Origin of the sequence: Pelomonas caseinilytica (assembly GCF_021353235.1) — a bacterium.
Taxonomy (GTDB): Bacteria; Pseudomonadota; Gammaproteobacteria; order Burkholderiales; family Burkholderiaceae_C; genus Pelomonas; species Pelomonas caseinilytica.
Window position 1 is genome coordinate 326,787 of record NZ_JAJTWT010000006.1, and the last position, 22,487, is coordinate 349,273.

Annotated in this window: 22 protein-coding genes; 15 read left to right on the top strand and 7 right to left on the bottom strand. The window is 72.1% G+C overall.

Annotation, left to right across the window (positions count from 1 at the left end):
- Nucleotides 1–73: 73 nt before the first annotated feature.
- The gene (locus tag LXT12_RS16400) at nucleotides 74–1,390 is read left to right on the top strand and encodes a reverse transcriptase family protein (protein WP_233393355.1); all 1,317 of its coding nucleotides are present in this window, start codon (nucleotides 74–76) and stop codon (nucleotides 1,388–1,390) included.
- Here LXT12_RS16400 and LXT12_RS16405 read toward each other — a convergent pair.
- Together LXT12_RS16405 and LXT12_RS16410 are read right to left on the bottom strand one after the other, a co-directional pair.
- Nucleotides 1,353–2,147, bottom strand: a complete 795-nt coding sequence (locus tag LXT12_RS16405; RefSeq protein WP_233393356.1) for a helical backbone metal receptor — start codon at nucleotides 2,145–2,147, stop codon at nucleotides 1,353–1,355. The genes LXT12_RS16400 and LXT12_RS16405 overlap by 38 nt on opposite strands.
- Nucleotides 2,144–3,043, bottom strand: a complete 900-nt coding sequence (locus tag LXT12_RS16410; protein ID WP_233393357.1) for a hypothetical protein — start codon at nucleotides 3,041–3,043, stop codon at nucleotides 2,144–2,146. Before LXT12_RS16410 ends, LXT12_RS16405 begins: the two co-directional genes overlap by 4 nt.
- A 222-nt stretch (nucleotides 3,044–3,265) precedes the next feature.
- Here LXT12_RS16410 and LXT12_RS16415 point away from each other — a divergent pair, with 222 nt between their 5' ends.
- Nucleotides 3,266–3,778: an RNA recognition motif domain-containing protein gene (locus LXT12_RS16415; protein ID WP_233393358.1), complete on the top strand. Its 513-nt coding sequence runs from the start codon at nucleotides 3,266–3,268 to the stop codon at nucleotides 3,776–3,778.
- A gap of 109 nt (nucleotides 3,779–3,887) precedes the next feature.
- Here LXT12_RS16415 and LXT12_RS16420 read toward each other — a convergent pair whose 3' ends face one another.
- The 4 genes from LXT12_RS16420 to LXT12_RS16435 form a co-directional block, all read right to left on the bottom strand.
- Entirely contained in the window at nucleotides 3,888–4,673 is a 786-nt protein-coding gene (locus LXT12_RS16420; protein ID WP_233393359.1) for an SDR family oxidoreductase, read from the bottom strand.
- Nucleotides 4,670–5,329, bottom strand: a complete 660-nt coding sequence (gene lptC / locus LXT12_RS16425) for an LPS export ABC transporter periplasmic protein LptC (protein WP_233393360.1) — start codon at nucleotides 5,327–5,329, stop codon at nucleotides 4,670–4,672. Before lptC ends, LXT12_RS16420 begins: the two co-directional genes overlap by 4 nt.
- Nucleotides 5,326–5,913, bottom strand: a complete 588-nt coding sequence (locus LXT12_RS16430; protein ID WP_233393361.1) for a KdsC family phosphatase — start codon at nucleotides 5,911–5,913, stop codon at nucleotides 5,326–5,328. Before LXT12_RS16430 ends, lptC begins: the two co-directional genes overlap by 4 nt.
- Nucleotides 5,914–6,059: 146 nt before the next feature.
- Nucleotides 6,060–7,046 (bottom strand): KpsF/GutQ family sugar-phosphate isomerase, encoded by a 987-nt coding sequence (locus LXT12_RS16435; RefSeq protein ID WP_233393362.1) that lies wholly within the window; start codon nucleotides 7,044–7,046, stop codon nucleotides 6,060–6,062.
- 24 nt (nucleotides 7,047–7,070) lie between these two features.
- Between LXT12_RS16435 and LXT12_RS16440 the strand changes: the two genes are divergently transcribed.
- From LXT12_RS16440 to LXT12_RS16465, 6 genes are all read left to right on the top strand, one after another.
- The gene (locus LXT12_RS16440) at nucleotides 7,071–7,745 is read left to right on the top strand and encodes a phosphatase PAP2 family protein (protein ID WP_233393363.1); all 675 of its coding nucleotides are present in this window, start codon (nucleotides 7,071–7,073) and stop codon (nucleotides 7,743–7,745) included.
- A gap of 92 nt (nucleotides 7,746–7,837) precedes the next feature.
- Nucleotides 7,838–9,628, top strand: a complete 1,791-nt coding sequence (locus LXT12_RS16445) for an FAD-dependent oxidoreductase (RefSeq protein ID WP_233393364.1) — start codon at nucleotides 7,838–7,840, stop codon at nucleotides 9,626–9,628.
- Nucleotides 9,629–9,741: 113 nt separating this feature from the next.
- Nucleotides 9,742–11,577 (top strand): 2-oxoacid:acceptor oxidoreductase subunit alpha, encoded by a 1,836-nt coding sequence (locus LXT12_RS16450; protein WP_233393365.1) that lies wholly within the window; start codon nucleotides 9,742–9,744, stop codon nucleotides 11,575–11,577.
- A complete protein-coding gene (locus tag LXT12_RS16455) occupies nucleotides 11,574–12,626 on the top strand; it encodes a 2-oxoacid:ferredoxin oxidoreductase subunit beta (RefSeq protein WP_233393366.1) in 1,053 nt (350 codons plus the stop codon). The genes LXT12_RS16450 and LXT12_RS16455 overlap by 4 nt, the downstream gene beginning before the upstream one ends.
- A gap of 154 nt (nucleotides 12,627–12,780) precedes the next feature.
- A complete protein-coding gene (locus LXT12_RS16460) occupies nucleotides 12,781–13,284 on the top strand; it encodes a hypothetical protein (protein ID WP_233393367.1) in 504 nt (167 codons plus the stop codon).
- Between the two features lie 91 nt (nucleotides 13,285–13,375).
- Nucleotides 13,376–14,536 carry a TolB-like translocation protein gene (locus LXT12_RS16465; protein ID WP_233393368.1) on the top strand — a complete coding sequence of 387 codons (1,161 nt, stop codon included), beginning with the start codon at nucleotides 13,376–13,378 and terminating at the stop codon, nucleotides 14,534–14,536.
- On the opposite strand, the gene LXT12_RS16470 is transcribed toward LXT12_RS16465, so the two are convergent.
- On the bottom strand, nucleotides 14,508–14,786 hold the full coding sequence (locus LXT12_RS16470) for a hypothetical protein (protein ID WP_233393369.1): 279 nt from the start codon (nucleotides 14,784–14,786) through the stop codon (nucleotides 14,508–14,510). The genes LXT12_RS16465 and LXT12_RS16470 overlap by 29 nt on opposite strands.
- Before the next feature lie 99 nt (nucleotides 14,787–14,885).
- Between LXT12_RS16470 and LXT12_RS16475 the strand changes: the two genes are divergently transcribed.
- The 7 genes from LXT12_RS16475 to LXT12_RS16505 all read left to right on the top strand — a co-directional run bounded on the left by LXT12_RS16475 (nucleotide 14,886) and on the right by LXT12_RS16505 (nucleotide 22,480).
- On the top strand, nucleotides 14,886–15,314 hold the full coding sequence (locus tag LXT12_RS16475) for a helix-turn-helix transcriptional regulator (protein WP_233393370.1): 429 nt from the start codon (nucleotides 14,886–14,888) through the stop codon (nucleotides 15,312–15,314).
- An 84-nt stretch (nucleotides 15,315–15,398) separates the two neighbouring features.
- Nucleotides 15,399–15,809, top strand: a complete 411-nt coding sequence (locus LXT12_RS16480) for a VOC family protein (protein ID WP_233393371.1) — start codon at nucleotides 15,399–15,401, stop codon at nucleotides 15,807–15,809.
- A 104-nt stretch (nucleotides 15,810–15,913) separates the two neighbouring features.
- Nucleotides 15,914–16,498 (top strand): LysE family translocator, encoded by a 585-nt coding sequence (locus LXT12_RS16485; RefSeq protein WP_233393372.1) that lies wholly within the window; start codon nucleotides 15,914–15,916, stop codon nucleotides 16,496–16,498.
- 7 nt (nucleotides 16,499–16,505) lie between these two features.
- Nucleotides 16,506–17,948, top strand: coding sequence for an aminotransferase-like domain-containing protein (locus LXT12_RS16490; protein ID WP_233393373.1), 1,443 nt, complete (start codon nucleotides 16,506–16,508; stop codon nucleotides 17,946–17,948).
- A gap of 157 nt (nucleotides 17,949–18,105) precedes the next feature.
- Nucleotides 18,106–20,079 carry a TonB-dependent receptor plug domain-containing protein gene (locus tag LXT12_RS16495; RefSeq protein WP_233393374.1) on the top strand — a complete coding sequence of 658 codons (1,974 nt, stop codon included), beginning with the start codon at nucleotides 18,106–18,108 and terminating at the stop codon, nucleotides 20,077–20,079.
- A gap of 8 nt (nucleotides 20,080–20,087) precedes the next feature.
- The gene (locus tag LXT12_RS16500; protein ID WP_233393375.1) at nucleotides 20,088–20,672 is read left to right on the top strand and encodes a YfiR family protein; all 585 of its coding nucleotides are present in this window, start codon (nucleotides 20,088–20,090) and stop codon (nucleotides 20,670–20,672) included.
- Nucleotides 20,669–22,480, top strand: a complete 1,812-nt coding sequence (locus tag LXT12_RS16505) for a putative bifunctional diguanylate cyclase/phosphodiesterase (protein WP_233393376.1) — start codon at nucleotides 20,669–20,671, stop codon at nucleotides 22,478–22,480. The genes LXT12_RS16500 and LXT12_RS16505 overlap by 4 nt, the downstream gene beginning before the upstream one ends.
- Nucleotides 22,481–22,487 lie beyond the last annotated feature (7 nt).

The window sequence follows — 22,487 nt, forward strand, 5'->3', positions numbered from 1 at the left end:
CGCACAGCGCCCTTCACCTCACGCATCACCCGTCGCTCGGGCGGCGTGCCGCATCTTTCTTCAGGGAGGCCGGGTGGACCACGCCCGCAGGATGACGGCCCGGGCCCTGGCCCGCGCCATGCTGGCCGGTGCCCGGCGCGAGGACGCGCTGGCGGCGCGCATGGCCGCCTGCCTGGACGAGAGCCCACCCTGGCTGGCCGGCCTGGCCGCGGCGATGGCGCGGATGCCGGGCGAGGTGTGGCGGCGGCTGGACGTGGACGCCCTGGCCGCGCGGGTCGAGGCCCACGAGGGCTTTCTCGAGGCCTGGTGCGGGGACGGCCGGCCCGAGGCGCGGCGTTGGCTGCTGCGTCCCCCGCAGGAGCCGGGCGCCGCGCCGGCCGGCCTGGAGCGGCCCCACTGGCCCACCGTTGGTGCGCTGGCGCGCGGCCTCGGCATGACGCCGGCCGGCCTGTGGCGGCTGACGCTGCCGGCCGACTGGCAGCGGCGCCGGCCTCTCGCCCGGCAGCATTACACCCAGCGGCTGTGCCCCAAACGCGGCGACGGCGCGGGCTGGCGGTTGCTGGAGGTGCCGGCGCCGCATCTGCGCGCCGTGCAACGCCGCTTGCTGACGCAGTTGCTCGACGGACTGCCGCCCCACGAGGCGGCCTTCGGCTTCACGCGAGGCCGCTCGGTCGTCCAGCATGCGGCCCGGCATGTCGGTCAGGGCCGCGTCCTGCGTTTCGACCTGGCCGACTTCTTCTCCACCGTCAGGGCCGCGCGCGTGCACGCCCTCTTCGCGACGCTGGGCTTCTCGACGGCCGTGGCCCGTGCGCTGTCCGCCCTGTGCACGACCTCGGCGCCCGAGGCCTGGCTGCGCCAGGAGGCCCGCCTGCCCTGGCTGCAGCGCCAGCGCCTGCGCGACCCCCACCTGCCCCAGGGCGCACCCACCTCGCCGGCCCTGGCCAACCTCTGCGCCTTCGCCCTGGATGCGCGCCTGTCCGGACTGGCGGCGGCCTTTGGCGCGCGCTACAGCCGTTATGCCGACGACCTGGTCATCTCGGGCCCGGCCGCACTGCCGGTGCGCGCGGTGTCGGCCTGGGTGGCAGCCATCGCCGAGGACGAGGGCTTCGTCGTCAACCGGCGCAAGACGCGCAGCCTGGGCGCGGCCGGCCGGCAATCGGTCTGCGGCATCGTCGTCAACGAACACCCCAACCTGCCGCGCGACGCCTTCGACCGGCTCAAGGCCATCCTGCACCGCTGCGTCGTCGACGGACCAGCCGGCCAGAACCGCGAGGGCCGGGCCGACTGGCGGGCCCACCTGCAGGGGCGCGTCGCCTGGGCGGCCCAGCTGAATCCGGCCCGGGGCGCCCGGCTCAAGGCGCTGTTCGACCGCATCGACTGGCATCGCTGAGGGCGAGCAGGTAGTCCAGCCCCGCGGCGCCGCGCGAACCCCACCAGCCGAGGAGTTCGCCGTCGACCCGCTGCACCCGCGCCTGCGGGCACAGCGCCTGCGCCTCGGCCAGGTGCGCGGGACCGAAGCGGTAGGGCTCGGAGCTGAGCAGCACGCGGCCGATGCCGGCCAGCCAGGGCTCGTCGCCGCGCAGGGCCGGGTAGCGGCCGGCGCCGTGCTCGCCGCCGCGGGCGTCGGGCCAGGTGCGCCAACCGGCCTCGGCCAGCAGCCGCGAGATGTAGGTGTCGCGCGCCACCGTCATCCACGGCTCGCGCCAGATCAGGTAGAGCACGTCCTCGCCGGGGCGGTCCGCGGCTCGGCAGCGGCCGAGGGCCGCGCGCAGGTCGGCCGCCAGGGCGGCGGCGCGCTCGTTCACGCCCGGCTCCGTGGAGAAAGCGGCGCGCAGCTGCTCGAAGAGGGCGAGGTTGTCCTCGGGCGCGCGCGGGTGGGTGACGATGACCTCGGGCACGAAGCTGCGCAGCGCCTCGGCCGTCTCGCGCCGGTTTTCGTCCACGTTGACGACGACGTGGGTGGGTGCCAGCCGGCGCAGCTTGTCGAGGTTCACGTCCTTGGTGCCGCCCACCTTGGGCACGCCCTTCACGGCGTCGGCCGGGTGCACGCAGAAACCCGTTCGGGCGATCAGGCAGGGTCCGAGGCCCAGCGCGAACAGCGTCTCGGTGGCGCTGGGCACCAGCGAGGCGATCCGCGGCCGGCTCATCCTTCTTCCGTCACCGCCAGGTAGACGGCGCAGCAGCCCCGCAGCCAGACCAGGGTGGGCAGCACCAGGGCCAGTGCGAAGACCACGCCGCCGCCGATCAGGGCGGCCAGGCCCAGATCACCCCCCTGCAGCGGCAGGCCGCTGGCGCCGAAACCGCGCGGCCCCAGGCCCATGACGCCCGCCAGCAGCTCGCGCACCGGCAGCTCGACGCCGGCACCCAGGATGGCCAGGCCGGCGAGCAGCCGGCTGCCGCTGACGACGACGAAGCTCATGGCCGCGGTGGCCAGCGCGACGAGGAGGTAGACCGCGGCCATCAGCAGGGCCGTCTCGGGCAGGCCGTGGCGCAGCCGCCAGCGCAGGAAGCGCAGCACGCCGCGGGTGTCCTGGCCCACCCAGACGGCCGGCCCGGCCAGCGGCCCGACGAGGATGACGAGGATGAAGGCGATGCCGCCCAGCATCAGCACGCCGGCGGGCAGCACCACGGCCAGCAGCGGCGGGCCGACCACGGGCAAACGGGTGGCCCAGAGCAGGCCGGCCAGGGCGAGTACCGCCAGGCCGGCCACCGCCAGGCAGCCCAGCAGGGCCAGCAGCACGCGATGGGCGCTGCCCAGGGCGTCGGCCAGGGCGTCTTGGGGGTCGCGCACCGCCCGCCCGCGGGCCTGGTCCATCAGCATCAGGCCGGTGGCATTGACCCCGAAAAAGGCGACAGCCAGGGCCAGGCCCAGCCACAGGGCGCTGAGCAGCTCCCGGTCGCGGGCCAGCGCCGAGCGGGCCATGGCCATCAGCAGGCCTGCCACGCAGAAAGCGGTCAGCAAAGCGTAGAGGGCGCGCAGGTTGCGCGGCGCGTCGATGCTGGCCAGGACGCGGTCGAGGGCGGGAAGCAGTGAAATCCTCATCGGGCGGCGATGGTATCGATGACGGATGCGTGATGGCACCGAGGCGCCAGGGTTTGTGCTAGCTCTGAAAAACAACACTTACCGGAGGGCCCTCTCTCAAGCGGCGACCCCGCCACCATAATCAATTGCCTGTGTCTGGACGCCGCGCCTTCGCTTGAATGGTTCACGATGGGTTGAAGCTCCACATGGTTTCTTGGTTTTGAGTTAGAGAAGGGCTTCCCCATGGGAAACAAGCTTTACGTGGGCAATCTGGCCTACAGCGTGCGTGACGAATCGCTGCAAGAAGCGTTCGGTCAGTTCGGCACCGTGACCTCCGCAAAGGTCATGATGGATCGTGAAACGGGCCGCTCCAAAGGCTTCGGCTTCGTCGAGATGGGTTCTGATGCAGAGGCGCAGGCCGCCATCAACGGCATGAATGGCCAGGCCCTCGAAGGCCGCGCCATCGTCGTGAACGAGGCGCGTCCTCGTGAAGAGCGTCCGGGCGGCTTCGGCGGTGGCCGTGGCGGCTTCGGCGGCGGTGGCGGCAGCTACGGCGGCGGTGGTGGTGGCGGCTATGGCGGCGGTGGCCGCTCCGGTGGCGGCGGCTACGGCGGCGGTGGCCGCTCCGGTGGTGGCGGCGGCGGCTACGGCGGCGGCGGTGGCGGCTACGGTGGCGGCGGCCGTTCGGGTGGCGGCGGTGGCTACGGCGGCGGTGGCCGCTCCGGTGGCGGCGGCTACGGCGGTGGCGGCTACTGAGCCCCGACTGCACTGAGCCAGGCGCCTTCGGGCGCCATGCATGCAACGAGGCGCCTTCGGGCGCCTTGTGCTTTTTGGGGCCCCGGCCGGGCGGGCGGTGCCGCCGGGGCTATTCGCTCGCGCGCTTCTTGCGCGGCCGGCCCGCCAGGGCCCGGTCGTACAGCCCGTTGGGAAGCAGGCGCAGCAGCTTGGCCAGCACGCCCATCTGCCACGGGATGACCCGGTAGCTCACCTGGGCGCGGATGGCGCGCACGGCCTGGTCGGCGAAGGCCGCGACCGGCATCAGGAAGGGCATGCCGTAGCGGTTGCCCCGCGTCAGCGGCGTGTCGACATAACCCGGCAGCAGGGTGACGACGCGCACGCCGAAGGGTCGGCATTCGCCGCGCAGGCTCTCGCAGTAGGCGACGACGGCGGCCTTGCTCGCGCAATAGGCGCCATGCCCCGGCAGGCCGCGGATGGCGGCCACGCTGGCGATGCCGACGAGGGTGCCCGAGCCCCGCTCGTTCATCGCCGCGACGAAGGGGTGGAAGGTGGCGGCGAGCCCGACGTTGTTGGTCGCGAAAGTGCGGCGCATCACCTCGAGGTCGGCGAATTGGGTGGTGTCCATGCCGACGCTGATGCCGGCATTGGCGATGACGACGTCGGGCAGGCCCTGGGCGGCGATGCATTCGCGGCCGATGCGGGCCATGGCGTCGAGGTCGGCCACGTCGGCGCCGTAGATGCGAAAGCGCGCCGGGTCCAGCGCCTGCTCGGCGGCCCAGCGCTGCACTTCGTCCGTGCGCCGGGCCACGAGGGCCAGCCGGGCGCCGTCGCGGTAGTAGCGCAAGGCCAGGGCCTGGCCGATGCCGCTGGAGGCGCCGGTGATGAAGACGAGTTCCGCCGGGGCCGCCGTCATGGCTTGGTCCGGGGCAGGATCCGGCCCTGGGCGCGTCCGGTGAAGCTGACCTGGCCGGTCAGGTGCCGGTACTCGAAGTTCTGCGCGTTCAGCGTGGCACCGCCCTGGCGGATGGTGACGGGCAGGTGGGAGCGCAGGATCTCGCTGTTGGACAGGGCCTGCAGGAATTCACCGCGCACGTCGAGCTCCGGCGGGGCGTCGTCGCCCGCGCCGGGCGGCAGGCGGCGCAGGTGCACGTCGCCGATGAGCTGCATGTCGCTGCCGTCGCCGTTGCTGATGGCGCGCTTCGCGTCGGCGATGGCGAGGCTGCCGTCGGGCGTCAGGGCGCGCACGCGCACCTGGTCGATCTCGACGGTGTCGGTATCCGGGTAATGGCGCAGTTCGGCCCCGGCGATCTGCACGCGCAGCCGGCCATCGGCGCCGATGCGCTGCAGCTCGAACTTGTCCATGCGGTAGTCGGGTACGTGGCGTGGCGCGGCGCGCTCGGTGGGCAGGTCCAGCAGCGGCGTGTTCTTCACCAGCCACCAAGTGCCGGCGGCCAGCAGCGCCATCAGCAGCAGGGGCAGGTAGTTGAACAGCAGGCGCTGCGCCTGCCAGATCCACGGCTGGGCGGCAGCCGGGCGCCGCGGAGCCGGGGCGGGGAGGGTGGGCGTCATGCCTTGCCTCCGGTGGAGGTGCTGTCCAGCGTGTCGTGGTGGGCCGCGAGCAGGCCGGCATAGCGGCCGGCGGCCATCAGCAGCAGGTCGCAGAACTCGCGCGCGGCGCCATAACCGGCCGGTGCCTGGGTGACGTAGTGGGCCACGGCCCGGACCTCGGCGTGGGCGCCAGGCGGCGCGGCGGCGAAGCCGGCGCGGCTCATCAGCGGCAGGTCGGGCCAGTCGTCGCCGATGGCGGCCACCTCGCCCCAGCCGATGCCGAACTCGGCCAGCAGCGGCGTCGCGGCGGCCAGCTTGTCCTTGGCGCCGTGCACGGCGTGGGTGAGGCCGAGGTCGGCCACGCGGCGGCGCACGCCGGGGCTGTCGCGGCCGGTGATGATGACGGGGGTGATGCCGCCGGCCTGCAGCAGCTTCAGTCCATGGCCGTCCAGCGTCGAGAAGGCCTTCACGTCCTCGCCGGCGCCGCCGATGTAGATGCGGCCGTCGGTGAGCACGCCGTCCACGTCGAAGATGGCCAGCTTGATGGCCAGGCCCTGGCCTTGCGCCTGGACCAGCAGTTCGGCAGGAAAACTCAAAGCAGCCATCTCAGTTGTCCATTCCGCGTTCGCGGCACCCGCGACGCGTGAAACGAATGCAGGAATGCAACCACAGAGGCACGGAGCCACAGAGAAAAATGCCCTGTGTTTCCTCTGTGCCTCCGTGCCTCTGTGGTTGCCTTTGAGGTTCCACTTCAGATCACCTTGGCCCGCATCAGGTCGTTGATGCTGACGGCGCCGAGCAGGCGCTGCCCGGCGTCGACGACCAGGACGACGGTGATGCGGGCGGCCTCCATCAGGTCGGCGGCGTCCACGGCCAGGGCCTCTGGGCCGACGGTGCGCGGGCGCGGATGCGCCACTTCGGCGGCGGTCAGGGCCCGGAGGTCGCGGCCCTGCTCGACGAGGCGGCGCAGGTCGCCGTCGGTGAAGATGCCCTGCACGCGGTCCTGCGCGTCGACGACGACGGCCATGCCCAGGGCCTTGGCGCTCATCTCCCGCATGACCTCGGTGAAGGGCGTGCCGGCCGCCACGCGGGGCAGGGCCTCGCCGCTGCGCATCAGGTCGCGCACGTGGGTGAGCAGCTTGCGGCCGAGCGCACCGCCGGGGTGCGAGCGGGCAAAGTCCTCGGCCTTGAAGCCGCGGGCGTCCAGCAGGGCCACGGCCAGGGCGTCGCCCAGGGCCATCTGCGCCGTCGTGCTGGCCGTGGGCGCCAGCTGCAGCGGGCAGGCCTCCTCGGCCACGGCGCTGTCCAGCACGATGTCGGCGTGCGAGGCCAGGCTGGACTCGGCGCGGCCGGTCATCGCCAGCACCGGCACGCCCAGGCGCCTGAGGACGGGCAGGATGGCATTGAGCTCGTCGCTCTCGCCGGAGTTGGACAGGGCCAGCACGACGTCGCTGGGGGTGACCATGCCGAGGTCGCCGTGGGCCGCCTCGGCGGGGTGGACGAAGAGGGCGGGCGTGCCGGTGGAGGCGAGCGTGGCGGCGATCTTGCGGCCCACGTGGCCGCTCTTGCCCATGCCCATCACGGCGACGCGGCCGCGGCAGCCGAGCATGGCCTGCACCGCGCGGGCGAAGGCCTCGCCCAGGCGCGGCGCCAGCTCGGCCAGGGCGCGGGCTTCGACCTGCAAGGCCTCGCGGCCCATGCGCACGGCGCGTTCGGCGTCGAAGGAAGCGGAAGACATCGGGCCAGTGTAGACAATGACCTCATGCACAGACTCCTTCCGTTGCGCTGGCTCGCGCTGGCCTTGATCCTGCTGCTGGCCTGGGACGCCAGTCACCTCGACCTGACGGTCATGCGCTGGGTCGGCGATGCCCACGGCTTCGCGCTGCGCGAGGCCTGGGCCACGCGCGTGCTCATCCACGAGGGCGGGCGGCTCGTGTCCTACGTGGCCATGGGCTTCATCGTGCTGCTCAACCTGTGGCCGCGGCTGCTGCCCGGCCTGTCGGTGCGCGAACGCCGCTGGTGGCTGCTGACGACGCTGGCCTGCCTGGCCGTCGTCTCCCTGGTCAAGCGGGCCAGCCTGACGAGCTGCCCCTGGGACCTGGCGGAGTTCGGCGGCGAGGCCGCGGCCCGCTACGTCTCGCACTGGGCCTTCGGCGTGAGGGACGGCGGCGGCGGCCACTGCTTCCCGTCCGGGCACGCCAGCGCCGCCTTCGCCTACCTCGCCGGTGCGTGGGCGCTGGCGCGGGCCTATCCGCGCTCGGCCCTGGCCTGGGGCCTGGCCGTCGTGGGGCTGGGCATCGTCTACGGCGTGGGCCAGATGGTGCGCGGCGCCCACTACCCCAGCCACACGATGTGGACGGCCTGGATCTGCTGGGCGGTGACGGTGGCGGCGGCCCGGCTCGGCCCGTGGAGGCTGGCCCGCCCCGCCGCGGCCTGACCCCGCCACGCCCTGCAAAGGGTTTCCACAGAACCGGCTGCCGGAGGGCGGTCCTAGACTCGGTCCCTATCTCGCACCACGGAGGAGACACCGTGCAGCGGACCGACATCTCGGACCCGGCCTATTTCCACAAGGTCGTCGATTGCCAGTGGGCCTGCCCGGCGCACACCCCCGTGCCGGAGTACATCCGCCTGATCGCGCAGGGGCGGCATGACGAGGCCTACTGGGTCAACTGGGTCAGCAACGTCTTCCCCGGCGTGCTCGGGCGCACCTGCGACCGGCCCTGCGAGCCGGCCTGCCGGCGGGGGCGGGTGGAGGAGAAGCAGGCCGCCAAGCCCGAACCCGTCGCCATCTGCCGCTTGAAGCGCGTGGCGGCCGACAGCAAGACCGACGAGTTCCGCGCCCTCATCCCCAAGCCCGCCGCCCGCAACGGCCGGCGCGTGGCCTGCGTGGGCGCGGGGCCGGCGTCGCTCGCGGTGGCGCGCGACCTGGCGCTGGAGGGCTACGCGGTCACGGTGTTCGACGGCGAGGCCCGGCCCGGCGGCTTCATCCGCACGCAGATCCCGCGCTTTAGGCTGCCGGAGCGCGTCATCGACGAGGAGTGCGGCTACATCCTCGGCCTGGGCGTGGAGTGGCGCGCCGGGCAGCGCGTCGAGTCGATGAAGGAGCTGCTGGCCGAGGGCTGGGACGCCGTCTTCGTCGGCTGCGGCGCGCCGCGGGGCCGCGACCTCGCCCTGCCCGGGCGGCAGGAGGCGGCGGCGCAGATCCACGTCGGCATCGACTGGCTGGCCAGCGTGTCCTTCGGCCACGTCACGGCCGTGCGGCCGCGCGTCATCGTGCTGGGCGGGGGCAACACCGCGATGGACTGCTGCCGTTCGGCGCGCCGCCTGGGCGCGGCGTCGGTGACGGTGGCCGTGCGCAGCGGCTACGCGCAGATGAAGGCCTCGCCCTGGGAGAAGGAGGACGCCGAGCACGAGGGCATCCCCATCCTCGACTTCCACGTGCCGCTGGCCTTCGAGCACGTGGACGGCCGGCTCACCGGTATGCGGTTCCGCAAGGTCCAGCCTGGTGGTGGCGCGGGCGAGGAGGTCGTCCTCCCCTGCGACGAGGTGCTGATCGCCGTCGGCCAGGAGAACGCCTTCCCGTGGATCGAACGCGACGCGGGCATCGCCTTCAACGAGCAGGGCCTGCCGGTGCTGGACGCGGCCAGCTTCCAGTCGACGCTGCCCCATGTCTTCTTCGGCGGCGACGCGGCCTTCGGGCCGAAGAACATCATCACGGCGGTGGCCCACGGCCACGAGGCGGCCGTCAGCATCGACCGGCTGCTGCACGGCGAGGACGTCGCCCGCCGCCCGCCGCCCCACGTCAACCTCGTCTCCCAGAAGATGGGCATCCACGAGTGGAGCTACGACAACGCCGTCACGCTGGAACTGCGCAGCAAGGTGCCCTGGGCCGCGGCCGAGCGGGCGCTGGCCAGCATCAAGGTCGAGGTGGAGCTGGGCTTCGACGCCGCCACCGCCCTGAAGGAAGCGCGGCGCTGCCTGAACTGCGACGTGCAGACGGTGTTCGCCCCCAAGCTCTGCATCGAGTGCGACGCCTGCGTCGACATCTGCCCGATGGACTGCATCACCTTCACCGCGGACGGCCCCGACCTGCGCGCGCGGCTGCGGGCGCCGGCCACCAACGAGGCCCAGGACCTCTACGTCGAAGACGGCCTCAAGACCGGCCGCGTGATGGCCAAGGACGAGGACGTCTGCCTGCACTGCGGCCTGTGCGCCGAGCGCTGCCCGACGGGGGCCTGGGACATGCAGAAGTTCATGCTGGTGACCGCGAAGGCGGGCGCGGCCTGCCGCGACCACGCGGTTCGCCTGGTTGGTGATTGACGTGACACAAGAAAACATAACCACAGAGGGCACAGAGTCACGGAGAAGGCGGAATGACGGCGCCTCTGTGTCTCTGTGTCTCTGTGGCTTTGTTTGCATTTGAGGGACCTCACATGAGCCGCATCGAAGCCACCAACGACTTCGTCGTCAAGTTCGCCAACGTCAACGGCTCGGGCTCGGCGTCCGCGAACGAGCTGTTCGCGCGGGCCATCCTGCGCATGGGCGTGCCGGTCAGCCCGCGCAACATCTTCCCGAGCAACATCCAGGGCCTGCCGACCTGGTATGAGGTGCGGGTCTGCGAGGCGGGCTGGCTGGGGCGGCGCGGCGGCGTCGACCTGATGGTGGCCATGAACCCCCAGACCTGGGACCAGGACGTCGCCGAGATCCAGCCGGGCGGCTACCTCTTCTACGACTCGACGAAGCCGATGCCGCAGAGCGCCTTCCGCCCCGACATCCACGTCATCGGCATGCCGGCCACGGCCATCTGCAACGCCACCTACGACGTGCCGCGCGAGCGCACGCTGTTCAAGAACATCCTCGTGCTGGGCGCGCTCAGCGAGCTGATGGGCATCGAGGCCGCCGTCATCGAGCAGCTTTTCGCCGCGCAGTACAAGGGCAAGGAGAGGCTGCTGGACTCCAACGTGCGCGCCCTGCACGCAGGCCGCGAGTTCGCGCGCGACCACCTCTCAGTGCAGCCCTTCGGCCTGAAGGTCAGGCGTGCCGACGCGGTGGGCGGGCGCATCTTCCTGGAGGGCAACGCGGCCACGGCCCTGGGCTGCGTCTACGGCGGTGCCACCGTCTGCGCCTGGTATCCCATCACGCCGTCGTCGTCCGTGGCCGAGGCCTTCGAGGGCTATTGCCGCAAGTTCCGCACCGACCCCGACACCGGCGAGCAGCGCTATGCCATCGTGCAGGCCGAGGACGAGATCGCCTCCATCGGCATCATCACCGGCGCCGGCTGGAACGGCGCCCGGGCCTTCACGGCGACCTCCGGTCCCGGCGTGTCGCTGATGACCGAGTTCCTGGGCCTCGGCTATTTCGCCGAGATCCCCCTCGTCGTCATCGACGTGCAGCGCGGTGGCCCCAGCACTGGCATGCCCACGCGCACCCAGCAGGCCGACCTGCTCAGCTGCGCCTATGCCTCGCACGGCGACACCCAGCACGTGCTGCTGCTGCCCGAGGACCCGCGCGAATGCTTCGAGTTCGCCGCCACGGCGCTGGACCTGGCCGAGCGACTGCAGACGCCGGTCTTCCTGATGAGCGACCTGGACATCGGCATGAACCAGCGCCTGTGCGCGCCGCTCGAATGGGACGACGCCCGCCGCTACGACCGCGGCAAGCTCATGACGGCCGAGATGCTGGACGCCGGCCGCGAGTTCGCCCGCTACAAGGACGTGGACGGCGACGGCATCCCCTGGCGCACCCTGCCCGGCACCCACCCGAGCAAGGGCGCCTACTTCACGCGCGGCACGACGAGGAACGAAGCGGCCGTCTACTCCGAACGTGGCGACGACTACGTCCGCAACGTCGAGCGCCTGCGCGCCAAGTTCGCCACCGCGGCGCTGCTGGCACCGCAGCCGCAGCTGCGCGCCGCGGCCCGGAAGACTCGGCTGGCCGTCGTCTACTTCGGCTCCACCTCGCCCGCCATGGACGAGGCGCTCGCCGCGCTGGCCGAGGCCGGCATCCACATCGACGCCATGCGGTTGCGGGCCTACCCCTTCCCGCCCAGCGTGGCGGAGTTCCTCGCCGCGCACGACGCCGTCTTCGTCGTCGAGCAGAACCGCGACGCGCAGATGCGCCGCCTGCTCGTCAACGAGCTGGAGGTGGCGCCGGCCCGCCTCACGCCGGTGCTGCACTACGACGGCACGCCCATCACGGCGCGCTTCATCATCGAGGCCATCACCCGCCACGTGCATGCGCTGGCCACCACGCCGAGGAGCGCCGCATGACCTATCTCGCCAAGCCCAGGCTGCACCATCCCAGCCTGACGAAGAACAAGGTCGGCTACACCCGCCGCGACTACGAAGGCAAGGTCTCGACGCTGTGCGCCGGCTGCGGCCACGACTCCGTCTCGGCCGCCATCGTCCAGGCCTGCTGGCAGCTCGACATCGAGCCGCACCGCGTGGCCAAGCTCAGCGGCATCGGCTGCTCCAGCAAGACGCCCGACTACTTCCTCGGCGCCAGCCACGGCTTCAACACCGTCCACGGCCGCATGCCCAGCGTGCTGACCGGCGCCTACCTCGCCAACCGCGAGCTCCTCTACCTCGGCATCTCGGGCGATGGCGACTCCGCCTCCATCGGCCTGGGCCAGTTCGCCCATGCCATGCGGCGCGGCGTGCGCATGGTCTACATCGTCGAGAACAACGGCGTGTACGGCCTCACCAAGGGCCAGTTCAGCGCCACGGCCGACAAGGGCTCGGTGGCCAAGAAGGGCGCCACCAACAGCGACGCGGCCATCGACCTGGCCGCCTTGGCCCTGCAGCTCGGCGCCACCTATGTCGCGCGCGGCTTCTCGGGCGACAAGGCCCAGCTCGTGCCCCTGATCGAAGCGGCCATCCGCCACGGCGGCGCCGCCTTCATCGACGTCGTCAGCCCCTGCGTGGCCTTCAACAACCATGCCGGCTCGACGCGCAGTTATGACCACGTCCGCGCCCACAACGAGGCCCTCAACCGCATCGACGTCATCGACCTCGCCGCCGAGACGGTGGTGCAGGGCTCGCCTGAGGTCCTCGACGTGCCCCAGGGCGACGGCAGCCTGCTGCGCCTGCGCAGGCTCGATGCCGGCCACGACCCCACCGACCGCCTCGCCGCCATGAACGCCCTGCAGCGGCACGCGGCGGCCGGCGAGATCGCCACTGGCCTGCTCTACATCGACCCCTCGGCCCGCGACTGGCACGCCGCCCACCGCACGCCGCCCGGGGCGCTGAACGTGCTCGGCGAAGCAGCACTTTGCCCTGGCTCGGACGCCCTCGCTCGCATCAACGCTTCCCTGAAGTGAAACCTCAAAGGCAACCACAGAGGCACGGAGAGGCACAGAGGAGACACGGAGTTTTATCTCTGTGGCTCTGTGCCTCTGTGGTTGCATTTCCGCATTCGTTTCATGCGTCGCGGGTGCCGCGAACGTGGAATGAACAACTGAGATGATCCCGCCCATGCGCACCTCCTCCCTCGCCCTCGCGGCCCTCGCCGCCCTCGCCCTGGCCGCCTGCGCCAGCCACAGCCAGGACAAGGTGGCCAACGCCGCCACCACGCCGCTGTCCGATCTCAACGTCGTGCGGGCCGACATCCCCGAAGTGCTGCGTGCCGCCGCCGCCGCGCCCTATGCCATGCCGGCCGACGCCAGCTGCACCGGCCTGGCCTCGGCCATCCGCGCGCTCGACGAAGTCCTCGGCCCCGACCTCGACGTGCCGGCCGGCAACGGCAACACCGGCCTGCTGGAGCGCGGCGAGGACGCGGCCACCGGCGCCCTGCAGCGCACGGCCGAGGGCGTCATCCCCTTCCGCGGCTGGGTGCGCAAGCTCACGGGCGCCGAGCGCTATGCCCGCCAGGTCACCGCCGCCATCACGGCCGGCGGCGTGCGGCGGGGCTACCTGCGCGGCCTGTCGGTGGCCAAGGCCTGCGTGGCCGCGCCGGCCAAGGCGGCCTCCGCCGTCTAGGGCCAACCCCCGAGATGGGGGGAAGGGCTGTCGCAGACCGCCGCGTCGAAGCGTCTCCTCTTGAAGCACCGCCTTCTCCTGGAGACCTCCGATGAAGCCCACCTTCCTGGCCGCTGCCGCCCTGCTGGCCTGCGCCACCTCCGCCTCCGCCGCGCCGCTGCAGGTCACCACGGGCGGCTACAACAGCTTCGGGCCCGCCCTCAGCGCCGACGGCAGCCGGCTGGTCTTCTATTCGGCGTCCGACCTGACCGGCGGCAACCCCGACCACAACTTCGAGGTCTACGTCTACGAGCGTGCCACCGGCCAGACCCGCCAGTTGAGCGACAGTGCCGGCGGCATCCTGGCCGGCGGCAACCAGACGCCCAGCATCAGCGGCGACGGCAGCCGCGTCGCCTTCCAGCACTTCAACGTCAGCGGTGGCTATGCCTACTTCCAGACGCAGAGCTACGACCTCGCCACCAACACCCTGACCACGCTGACCCAGCCGCCCGGCTTCTTCGAGCAGTCGGCCATCAGCCGCGACGGCAAGCGCATCGCCGTCAGCACCGACAACCTCGGCGTGCGCCTGTACGACACGGCCACGCAGACCTTCTCCGGCGTCGTCGCTCCGTGGGTGCTGAACATGTCGCTGAGCGGCGACGGCCAGCGCCTGGCCTTCGAGACCTTCTCGGGCGTGAAGCTGCTGGACCTCGGCACCGGCATCACCATCAACGTCGCGCCGCAGAGCGCCAGCTTCAACGAGCGCCCGACACTCAGCGCCGACGGCCGCACCCTCGCCTTCGTCTCCAACTTCGACCCGCTGGGCCAGAACGCCGACGGCAACCGCGAGCTCTTCAGCTACGACATCCTGACCGGCACCTTCACCCAGGTCACCCACACCCTGGGCAGCTACCTCTCCCTCGGCGGCCTGAGCGGAGACGGCAGCCGCATCGCCTTCAGCACCGGTGCCGACCTCACCGGCGGCAATGGCGACGGCAACACCGAGGTCTTCGTCTACGACCTGCTGGCCGGCGACTTCATGCAGGTCACGCACACGCTGGGCGCCTACAACTCGGAGGCCCGGCTCAGCGAAGACGGGCTGAGCATCGCCTACCTGTCGTTCGACCTGCCCGGCTCTCCCAGCCAGGTCTTCCTGGACGCGCTGGCCCCCCAACCGCACGGCGCCCTGCCGGAGCCGGCCTCGCTGGCCCTGGCCGTGGCCGGCATCGCGGCCCTGGGGGCCGTCAGGAGCGGTCGTCGGCCGCGTCGATGACGCGGTCCAGGGCGATGTCGGCGGGTTCGGTGTCGTCGGTCGTCTCGCCCGTGCCCTCGATGGGCGCCACGGCCTGATCGCGGTTGAGCGTCAGGTCCACCGGCTCGCCCGGGTCGGCCGAGGGCAGGGTGTCGGCGCCGACGACGTCGCTGCCGCTGTCGCTGAGGTCCGAGGGGCCCAGGGCCTCCTCGTCGGTGCCCTTGGGCCGGCGCGGCGCCATCTCGGTGCCCACGAGGCTGCTGTGTCCCATGGTGGTCTCCTTCCGTTGGGGAGAACCCAGTCTGCGCCGCCCTCGCCGCGGCCGGCGTCGGACGGGGATGCTGCCGGGGTAGGACATATCCTCGCGCCCATGACCGACAGCTCCACCGCCAGCCGGCCTCCGGACACCCAGCTGCGCGACCTCGCCCGGCTGCGCCGCGTGCGCGACCGCATCGACCGCGACTACGCCCAGCCGCTGGACGTCGACGCCCTGGCGCGCGGCATCGGCATGTCCGCCGGCCACCTGAGCCGGCAGTTCCGCGCCGCCTATGGCGAATCGGTCTACGCCTACCTGATGACCCGCCGCATCGAGCGCGCCATGGCCCTGCTGCGCCGAGGCGACCTGAGCGTGACCGAGGTCTGCTTCGAAGTGGGCTGCTCGTCCCTGGGCACCTTCAGCACCCGCTTCACCGAGCTGGTCGGCGTGTCGCCCAGCGTCTACCGCCGCGAGGCCGCGGAGGCGACCCAGGGCATGCCGTCCTGCGTGGCCAAGCAGGTCACGCGGCCGGTGCGCAGCTGATCAGGAATCGAGAAGCGCCGCCTGGGGGCCAAACCTAGACTGGCCCGCACGGACTTCCCGTTATCCCCCAGGAGACTTTCAGCCATGGACATCAGCATCCACTCGACCTTCCTGCCCCAGACCGACCCCGAGGCCTCGCTGGCCTTCTACCGCGACGTGCTCGGCTTCGAGGTGCGCAACGACGTGGGCTACAACGGCCTGCGCTGGATCACCGTCGGCCCCAGGTCGCAGCCCGGCACTTCCATCGTGCTCTATCCGCCGCAGGCCACGCCCGGCCTGACCGACGACGAGAAGCGCTCCATCGCCGAGATGATGGCCAAGGGCAGCTTCGCGATGATCCTGTTCGCCTCGCCTGACCTCGAGGCCACCTTCCAGAAGCTGCAGGCCGCCGACGCCGAGATCGCCCAGGAGCCCACCGACCAGCCCTATGGCGTGCGCGACTGCGCCGTCCGCGACCCGGCCGGCAACATGATCCGCATCCAGCAGGCGCGTTGAAGGCCCCGCCCGCGCTGTATCCATGCGCGGGCTGATACAGCGCAGCGCGCGGCATCGGTGGCTGTCCCTTCACGCGGCGGCCCGGCGCCGCTGCAATGCGGGGCATGGACGAGATGCTCCCTTTCTTCGGCTACTGCCTGCTGATGTCCGGCACGCCCGGCCCCAACAACATGATGCTGGTGGCCAGCGGCGCCCACCACGGCTACCGGCGCACGCTGCCGGCCATCCTCGGCATCAACACCGGCAACGCGGTGCAGACCTTCGCCACCTGCATGGGCCTGGGCGCGCTCTTCGTCGCCTGGCCGCTGCTGCACGAGGCCCTGCGGCTGGGCGGCACCCTCTACATGCTGGTGCTGGCCTGGCGGCTGGCGGCCAGCCCCGTCGTGCATGACCGGCCGCCGCAGCGGCTGAGCTTCGCCGAGGCGGCCCTCTTCCAGGCCGTCAACCCCAAGAGCTGGGTGCGCTCCATCACCATCGCCTCGGTCTTCATGCCCGCGCAGCTCAGCCTGCCGGCCGGGGCCCTGCTCGTCAGCGGCATCGGCGCCGCCATCGGTTTCCCCTGCGTGTCGATGTGGGCCCTCTTCGGCGCGGCCATCGGCCGGCTGCTGTCCAGCCCCGCGCGGCGGCGGGCGTTCAATGTCATCATGGCCGCCTCCCTCGCCCTGCTGGCCCTGCTGCTGCTGCGCTGACCGATCGATGTTCTCGCTGGACCGTGACTCGCCCAGGCCGCTGGCCGACCAGATCGAGCAGCGCCTGCACGCCCTCATTGCCACGGCCCAGCTGCCGCCCGGCGCGCGGCTGAACTCCATCCGCCAGCTGGCTGCGCGGCTGGGCGTCAGCCCCAACACCGTGGTGGCGGCCTACGACCGCCTCGTCGCCGCCGGCCTCGTGGACTCGCGCGGCACGGCGGGCTTCTTTGTCGCCGAGGGGCCGGCCGACGCCATGCCCGACGCCGTGCGCGTGGAGGCCGGCGAGGAGCAGGAGGCCGTGTGGCTGGCCCAGCAGGCCAACGACCAGCGCGCCGGCGTGCTGCTGGCCAGCAGCGGCGCCCTGCCGGCCACCTGGCTGGAGGACGCCGTGCCCGCCGCGGCCGTGCAGCGCGGCCTGGCCCGTGCCGCCGCCGGCATGGCCTCGCGCTGCCCGCCCCAGGGCCTGCCCGAACTGCGCGAGCGCCTGGCCACGCTGCTGCGCGCCCAGGGCATGGCGGTGGACGCCAGCCGCGTGCTCACCACCTACGGGGGCACCCACGCCATCGACCTCATCTGCCGTGCCCTGCTGCGGCCGGGCGATGCCGTGGCCGTCGAGACGCCGGGTTACTTCCTGCTCTTCGACCGGCTGCGCCAGGCGGGCGTCACGGTGGTGCCGGTGCCGCGCCGCCCCGATGGCATCGACCTCGACGCCCTCGACGAGGCCTGTGCCCGCCACCGGCCGCGGCTGCTCTTCCTGCAGAGCGTGCTGCACAACCCGACCGGCTGGGGCAGCACGCCGGCCAACCTGCACCGCGTGTTGCTGCTGGCGCAGCGCCACGGCTTCCTCATCGCCGAGGACGACGTGCAGGGCCACTTCCACCCCGGCGCGCCGACGCGCCTGGCTCAGCTCTCGGGGCTGGACCGCGTCATCTACTACTCCAGCATCTGCAAGGCCATGAGCCCGGCGCTGCGCCTGGGCTACGTGGCCGCCGAGCCCGCCATCGTCAAGACCCTGCTGCGCGAGAAGATCCTCTCGGTGCTGACGACGGCCGCGCTCAACGAATACGTGCTGCTGGAGGTGCTGGCCGCGGGCCGCTGGCGCAAGCACCTGGACCGCCTGCAGCAGCGCCTCGGCGCGGCGCGCGTGGCCGCGACGCGGCAGCTGCGCCAGGCCGGCGTACTGCTGGAGCACCCGGGCGAGGGTGGCCTCTTCCTGTGGGGCGCCGTGCCGCCCGGCGTCGACGTGGATGCCGTCGTGCGCGACGCCTTCCGCCACGGCATCCTGCTCGTGCGCGGCGCCACCTTCGCCGCCGACGGCGCGCGTGATGACCACATCCGCTTCAACGCCGCCTTCAGCCAGCAGCCGCGCCTGGCCCAATATCTCCAGCATCAGTTGAGCGCTGCGACGAGCGCCCAGATCGCGCTGGAGCGCGCCCGGGCCAGCCCGTAGCGCGTCGGCTGGCGGCGACATCGCCTTGCGGCCGCGGGCCGGCCGGCGCGCAAAACCGCGCCTGCTGTGAAATGTGACAGCGACTGCGCCGAGGCCCACGGCTAAGCTTTCGGCCAGTTCCCTCAATCGCCCGTCGCCGCCGACGGCGACCGAATCCGTGAAGTGCCGCATCCTCGCGCCGGCCTGGTTCGCCTTGCCGGCCCTGACTCTCGCGGCTCACGCCGCACCCGTCCCGACGCCCGACTCGACGGACGACAAGGCCCTCGAAGCCCTGCTCAAGCGCGAGGTGCAGGGGCCGTCGCGTTATGCGCAGAGCCTGATGGACGCGCCGGCCTCGGTCAGCGTGCTGGAGCGCGAGGTCTCCGATGCCCTGGGCCACCAGACGGTCGGCGACCAGCTCGCCCGCCTGCCGGGCGTCTACCTGAGCAATTCGCGCAGCTACAGCGCCCTGGGCCTGCGCGGCTTCAACCGCCCGGGCGACTACAGCTCGCGCATCCTCATGGCCATCGACGGCCAGCGCGTCAACGACGCTATTTACGACCAGGGCCTGCCCCAGCTCGAACTGCCCGTCGTGGCGGAGTGGGTCAAGAGCGTCGAACTCGTCCACGGTCCCGGCTCGTCGGTCTACGGCAGCAACGCCCTGCTGGGCGTGGTCAACGTCGTCACCCTCAACGGCGCCGACGCGCCCGGCCTGACGACCCAGGCCAGCCTCGGCGACAAGGGCTCGCGGCGCATCGAGATGCACTACGGCGCCGGCAGCGGGGGCGACGGCGACCTCTTCGTCGGCCTGAACCTGCAGCGCACCGCCGGCGAGAACCTCTACCTGCCCGAACTCGGCACGCCCGACGGGTGGGTGCGCGGGCTGGACGGCGAACGCCAGGCGGCCCTGCTCGCCAAGGTCCGCAGCGGCCCGTGGCGGTTCTCGCTGAACGCGGTGCAGCGCGACAAGGACGCGCCCACGGCCCCCTACGGCACCCTGGCCGGCGTGCCTGGCACGCGCTACAGCGACCGCCTCGTCCTCGGCGAAGCCAGCTACGACGACGGCTGGCGGGACGACGTGCGCCGCACCCTGAAGCTGAGCGTCGCCGGCTACGAGTTCCGTGGCCGCTATGTCTTCGGCGTCGCGCCGGACTTCATCAACAAGGACGAGGCCTGGGCCCAGTGGACGACGCTGGAGGGCCGCGTGCTGTGGCGCGGCCTGCTCAACCACCAGCTGATGATGGGGGCCGAGGTACGCACCTCGCCCTCGGGCGTGCAGCGCAACTACGACGTCGAGCCCTACACCCTGCACCTGGACTCCCGTGCCACCCAGGACGCCGTGGGCGTCTACGCCCAGGACCAGTGGCGGCTGTCGTCCATGCTGCAGCTGACCACCGGCCTGCGGGTGGACCATGTGCGCGGCTTCGCGCCGGCCATGTCGCCGCGGGCGGTGCTGGCGCTGCGGCCGGACGAGCGCGAGTCGTTCAAGCTGATGTGGGCCCAGTCCTATCGCACGCCCAACCTTTACGAGCGCTTCTACGACGACGGCGGCATCTCGCAGATCAGCAACGGCGCCCTGCGGCCCGAACGGCTGAACTCCATGGAGGCCGGCTGGGAATACCTGCTGCACGGCGGCCTCGCCGTCAGCGCCAACGCCTATCACACGCGCATGAACCGGCTCATCGAGCTGGTGCCGCTGAGCGATGCGCCCGATGCCGTGGCCCAGTACCGCAACGTCGGCCGCGTCACCCTGCGCGGCGTCGACCTCGGGGTGGAAAGGCGGGCCGAGGCGGGCTGGGTCTGGCGGCTGAGCGGCTCCTGGATGGACGCACGCAACAACGCCGGCCAGCGCCTGAGCAATGCGCCGTCGTGGATGTTCAAGGGCGATCTCGTCTCGCCGCGCTGGGGCGGCTGGCAGTTCGGCACGGAGTGGAACCTGCTCGGCCGGCGGGTCGGCCGCGTCGAGGTGGGCGCCACCGCCGTCGTCAACGCCCATCTGCGCTATCGCTTCGACGAACGCCAGAGCCTGGCCCTGCACGTCAGCAACGCGCTGGACCGGCGCAACCTCGATCCCTCGACGCCCGACACGGCGCTGAGCGCGATTCCGCAGCCCGCGCGAGCCTGGCGGCTGGACTGGCGGTTCGCCCTCTGAGAACGTCCATGCCTGGCGCCCCGGTCATCGCAAGCCGCTTCCCGTGCCGCCCATGGCCGGCTGTCCGGGCGGCGGCGCCGTGGCTGCTCGGCCTACTCTGCCTGGCCCTGGCCCGGCCCGCCGCGGCACAGGCCACCAGCCCCGAGGTGCTGAAGGCCGAGGTCGTCTACCGCGTGCTGATGTTCGTCAACTGGCCGGCGGACCGCGAGCAACCGGGGCGGTCGCTGCAGCTGTGCACCGTCGGCGAAGGCCGCATGGACGGGGCGCTGCAGGTCCTGGCGGGCCGGTCCATCCGCCAGCTCACGGTGGACGTGCGCCACGGCGTGCGCGCCGAGCAGCTCGCCGGCTGCCACCTGCTCTACCTGCCCGCGCCTCAGCCGGCGCTGCGCGCGGCGCTGGCCGAGCTACCCGTGCTGGTCGTCTCCGATGCCGCCACCATGCTCGACCAGGGCGCCATGCTCAACCTGCAGGTCGAGGACGGCCGCATCGTCTTCGACGTCGAGCTCGACGCCGCGCGCCGTGTGGGCCTGGTCGTCAGCACCAAGCTGCTGCGGCTGGCCCGCTTCGTGCGGCACCAGGTGAGCGCGCCATGAGGGCCGCCTACGCCGACACCGTCGAGCGCCTGCGCGAGCTGATGGTCGCGCTGTCGGCGCTGCTGATGTTCGCGCTGCTGCTGAGCCTGATGCAGTACTGGCGGCTGCAGGCCCGCCAGCTCGAGGACCTGAGTACCCAGGCCAGCATCGTGGCGCAGACCGTCTCGGCCGCCCTGGTCTTCGACAGCCGCAGCGACGCCGGCGAGAGCCTCGCGGCCCTGCAGCAGAGCCCCGCCATCGTGCACGCGCGGCTGCTGAAGAACGACGGCAGCCTCTTCACCCTGTACGCGCGCGCCGACGCGGGCCAGGGCTGGCTGCGCGAGGCGGCCGGCACCGCCAGCGTGCAGGTGCCCGTGATGGCGGACGGGCGGCGCGTGGGCATGCTGGCCGTGGAGGCCAGCCGCCTGCCGATGTGGATGGACGCGATGCAGTTCCTGGCCGCCACGCTGGGCATCCTGGTCGCCACGGCGGGCCTGGCCTGGTGGATGTCCAAGCAGCTGCGGGTGCAGATCAAGGAGGTCGAGCGCCGTACCCGCTACCTCGCGCGCTTCGACGCCCTGACCGACCTGCCCAACCGCGACCACATGCGCGCCCTGATGGAGCGCACCCTCCAGCAGGAGCCGGGCGCCACCCTGCTCATCCTGGATCTGGACGACTTCAAGCAGATCAACGACCAGTACCGCCACGCCGCCGGCGACGCGGTGCTGCAGGCCGTCGGCCAGCGGCTGCGCCTGCGCTGCCGTCCGGGCGACCAGGTGGCCCGGCTGTCGGCCGACGAATTCGCGATGCTGCTGACGCCGCGCCTGGACGGCGAGGCCCTGCGCGCCCACGTCGCCCAGCTGCAGGGCGACCTGACGCAGCCCGTGCTGCACGACGGCCACTGGCTGCACCTGCACGTGTCCATCGGCGCCGTCTCGATGCCCGACCATGCCCACGACCCGAGCGAGGCCCTGCGCTGTGCGGACGCGGCGCTGCGCCATGCCAAGCAGGTGGGCAAGGACAGCTTCCAGCTCTTCACGCCGCAGATCGGCGAGGCCCTGCGTTCACGCCAGGCGCTGGAGCACGACATGCGCGAGGGCCTGCAAGCCGGCCAGTTCTCGCTGGCCTACCAGCCGCAGTACGACGCCCGCCGCCGGGTGCTCGGCTTCGAGGCGCTGGCGCGCTGGCGCCACCCCGAGCGCGGCTGGGTCCCGCCGACCGAGTTCATCCCCGTGGCCGAAAGTTCGGGGCTGATCGTCGACCTCGGCCTCGTGATGCTGGGCGTGTTGCGCCGGGACCTCGACACCTGGAAGGAGCTCGGCGTGAAGTGCCCGGCGGTGGCCGTGAACCTCTCCTGGGAGCAGTGCCGCAAGCTGCAGCACCGCGAGCGCTTCCTGCAGCAGCTCAAGGCCCTGCACCTGGGGCCCGACGAGGTCGAGTTCGAGCTGACCGAAAGCGCCGGTTTCGAGGACATCGACAAGCCCGACTCCTTCGTCTTCACGCTGCAGGGCCTGGGCTACGGCCTGGCCATCGACGACTTCGGCACCGGCTACAGCTCGCTGGCCTATCTGCGCCGCATCCGCTGCCGCAAGCTCAAGATCGACCGCCTCTTCGTGCACGGCCTGTCGAGCAACGCCGACTCGCGCACCCTCGTCGAGTCCATGGTGCGCGTGGCCCACGCCATGCGCATGCTGGTGGTGGCCGAGGGCGTGGAGCTGCCGGCCGACGAGGCCGCCCTCATCGCCATGGGTTGCGACCTGATGCAGGGCTTCGGCTTCTGCCGCCCGGTGCCGCCGGACGAGGTCCCGGCCCTGCTCGCCCCGGGCTGAGCCGCCG

Excerpts from the sequence above, each read along its gene's own strand:
- LXT12_RS16405 (WP_233393356.1), bottom strand. The coding sequence starts at position 2,147 with ATGAGCCGGCCGCGGATCGCCTCGCTGGTGCCCAGCGCCACCGAGACG.
- LXT12_RS16410 (WP_233393357.1), bottom strand. The coding sequence starts at position 3,043 with ATGAGGATTTCACTGCTTCCCGCCCTCGACCGCGTCCTGGCCAGCATC.
- LXT12_RS16415 (WP_233393358.1), top strand. The coding sequence starts at position 3,266 with ATGGGAAACAAGCTTTACGTGGGCAATCTGGCCTACAGCGTGCGTGAC.
- LXT12_RS16420 (WP_233393359.1), bottom strand. The coding sequence starts at position 4,673 with ATGACGGCGGCCCCGGCGGAACTCGTCTTCATCACCGGCGCCTCCAGC.
- lptC (WP_233393360.1), bottom strand. The coding sequence starts at position 5,329 with ATGACGCCCACCCTCCCCGCCCCGGCTCCGCGGCGCCCGGCTGCCGCC.
- LXT12_RS16430 (WP_233393361.1), bottom strand. The coding sequence starts at position 5,913 with ATGGCTGCTTTGAGTTTTCCTGCCGAACTGCTGGTCCAGGCGCAAGGC.
- LXT12_RS16435 (WP_233393362.1), bottom strand. The coding sequence starts at position 7,046 with ATGTCTTCCGCTTCCTTCGACGCCGAACGCGCCGTGCGCATGGGCCGC.
- LXT12_RS16440 (WP_233393363.1), top strand. The coding sequence starts at position 7,071 with ATGCACAGACTCCTTCCGTTGCGCTGGCTCGCGCTGGCCTTGATCCTG.
- LXT12_RS16450 (WP_233393365.1), top strand. The coding sequence starts at position 9,742 with ATGAGCCGCATCGAAGCCACCAACGACTTCGTCGTCAAGTTCGCCAAC.
- LXT12_RS16455 (WP_233393366.1), top strand. The coding sequence starts at position 11,574 with ATGACCTATCTCGCCAAGCCCAGGCTGCACCATCCCAGCCTGACGAAG.
- LXT12_RS16460 (WP_233393367.1), top strand. The coding sequence starts at position 12,781 with ATGCGCACCTCCTCCCTCGCCCTCGCGGCCCTCGCCGCCCTCGCCCTG.
- LXT12_RS16465 (WP_233393368.1), top strand. The coding sequence starts at position 13,376 with ATGAAGCCCACCTTCCTGGCCGCTGCCGCCCTGCTGGCCTGCGCCACC.
- LXT12_RS16470 (WP_233393369.1), bottom strand. The coding sequence starts at position 14,786 with ATGGGACACAGCAGCCTCGTGGGCACCGAGATGGCGCCGCGCCGGCCC.
- LXT12_RS16475 (WP_233393370.1), top strand. The coding sequence starts at position 14,886 with ATGACCGACAGCTCCACCGCCAGCCGGCCTCCGGACACCCAGCTGCGC.
- LXT12_RS16480 (WP_233393371.1), top strand. The coding sequence starts at position 15,399 with ATGGACATCAGCATCCACTCGACCTTCCTGCCCCAGACCGACCCCGAG.
- LXT12_RS16485 (WP_233393372.1), top strand. The coding sequence starts at position 15,914 with ATGGACGAGATGCTCCCTTTCTTCGGCTACTGCCTGCTGATGTCCGGC.
- LXT12_RS16490 (WP_233393373.1), top strand. The coding sequence starts at position 16,506 with ATGTTCTCGCTGGACCGTGACTCGCCCAGGCCGCTGGCCGACCAGATC.
- LXT12_RS16500 (WP_233393375.1), top strand. The coding sequence starts at position 20,088 with ATGCCTGGCGCCCCGGTCATCGCAAGCCGCTTCCCGTGCCGCCCATGG.
- LXT12_RS16505 (WP_233393376.1), top strand. The coding sequence starts at position 20,669 with ATGAGGGCCGCCTACGCCGACACCGTCGAGCGCCTGCGCGAGCTGATG.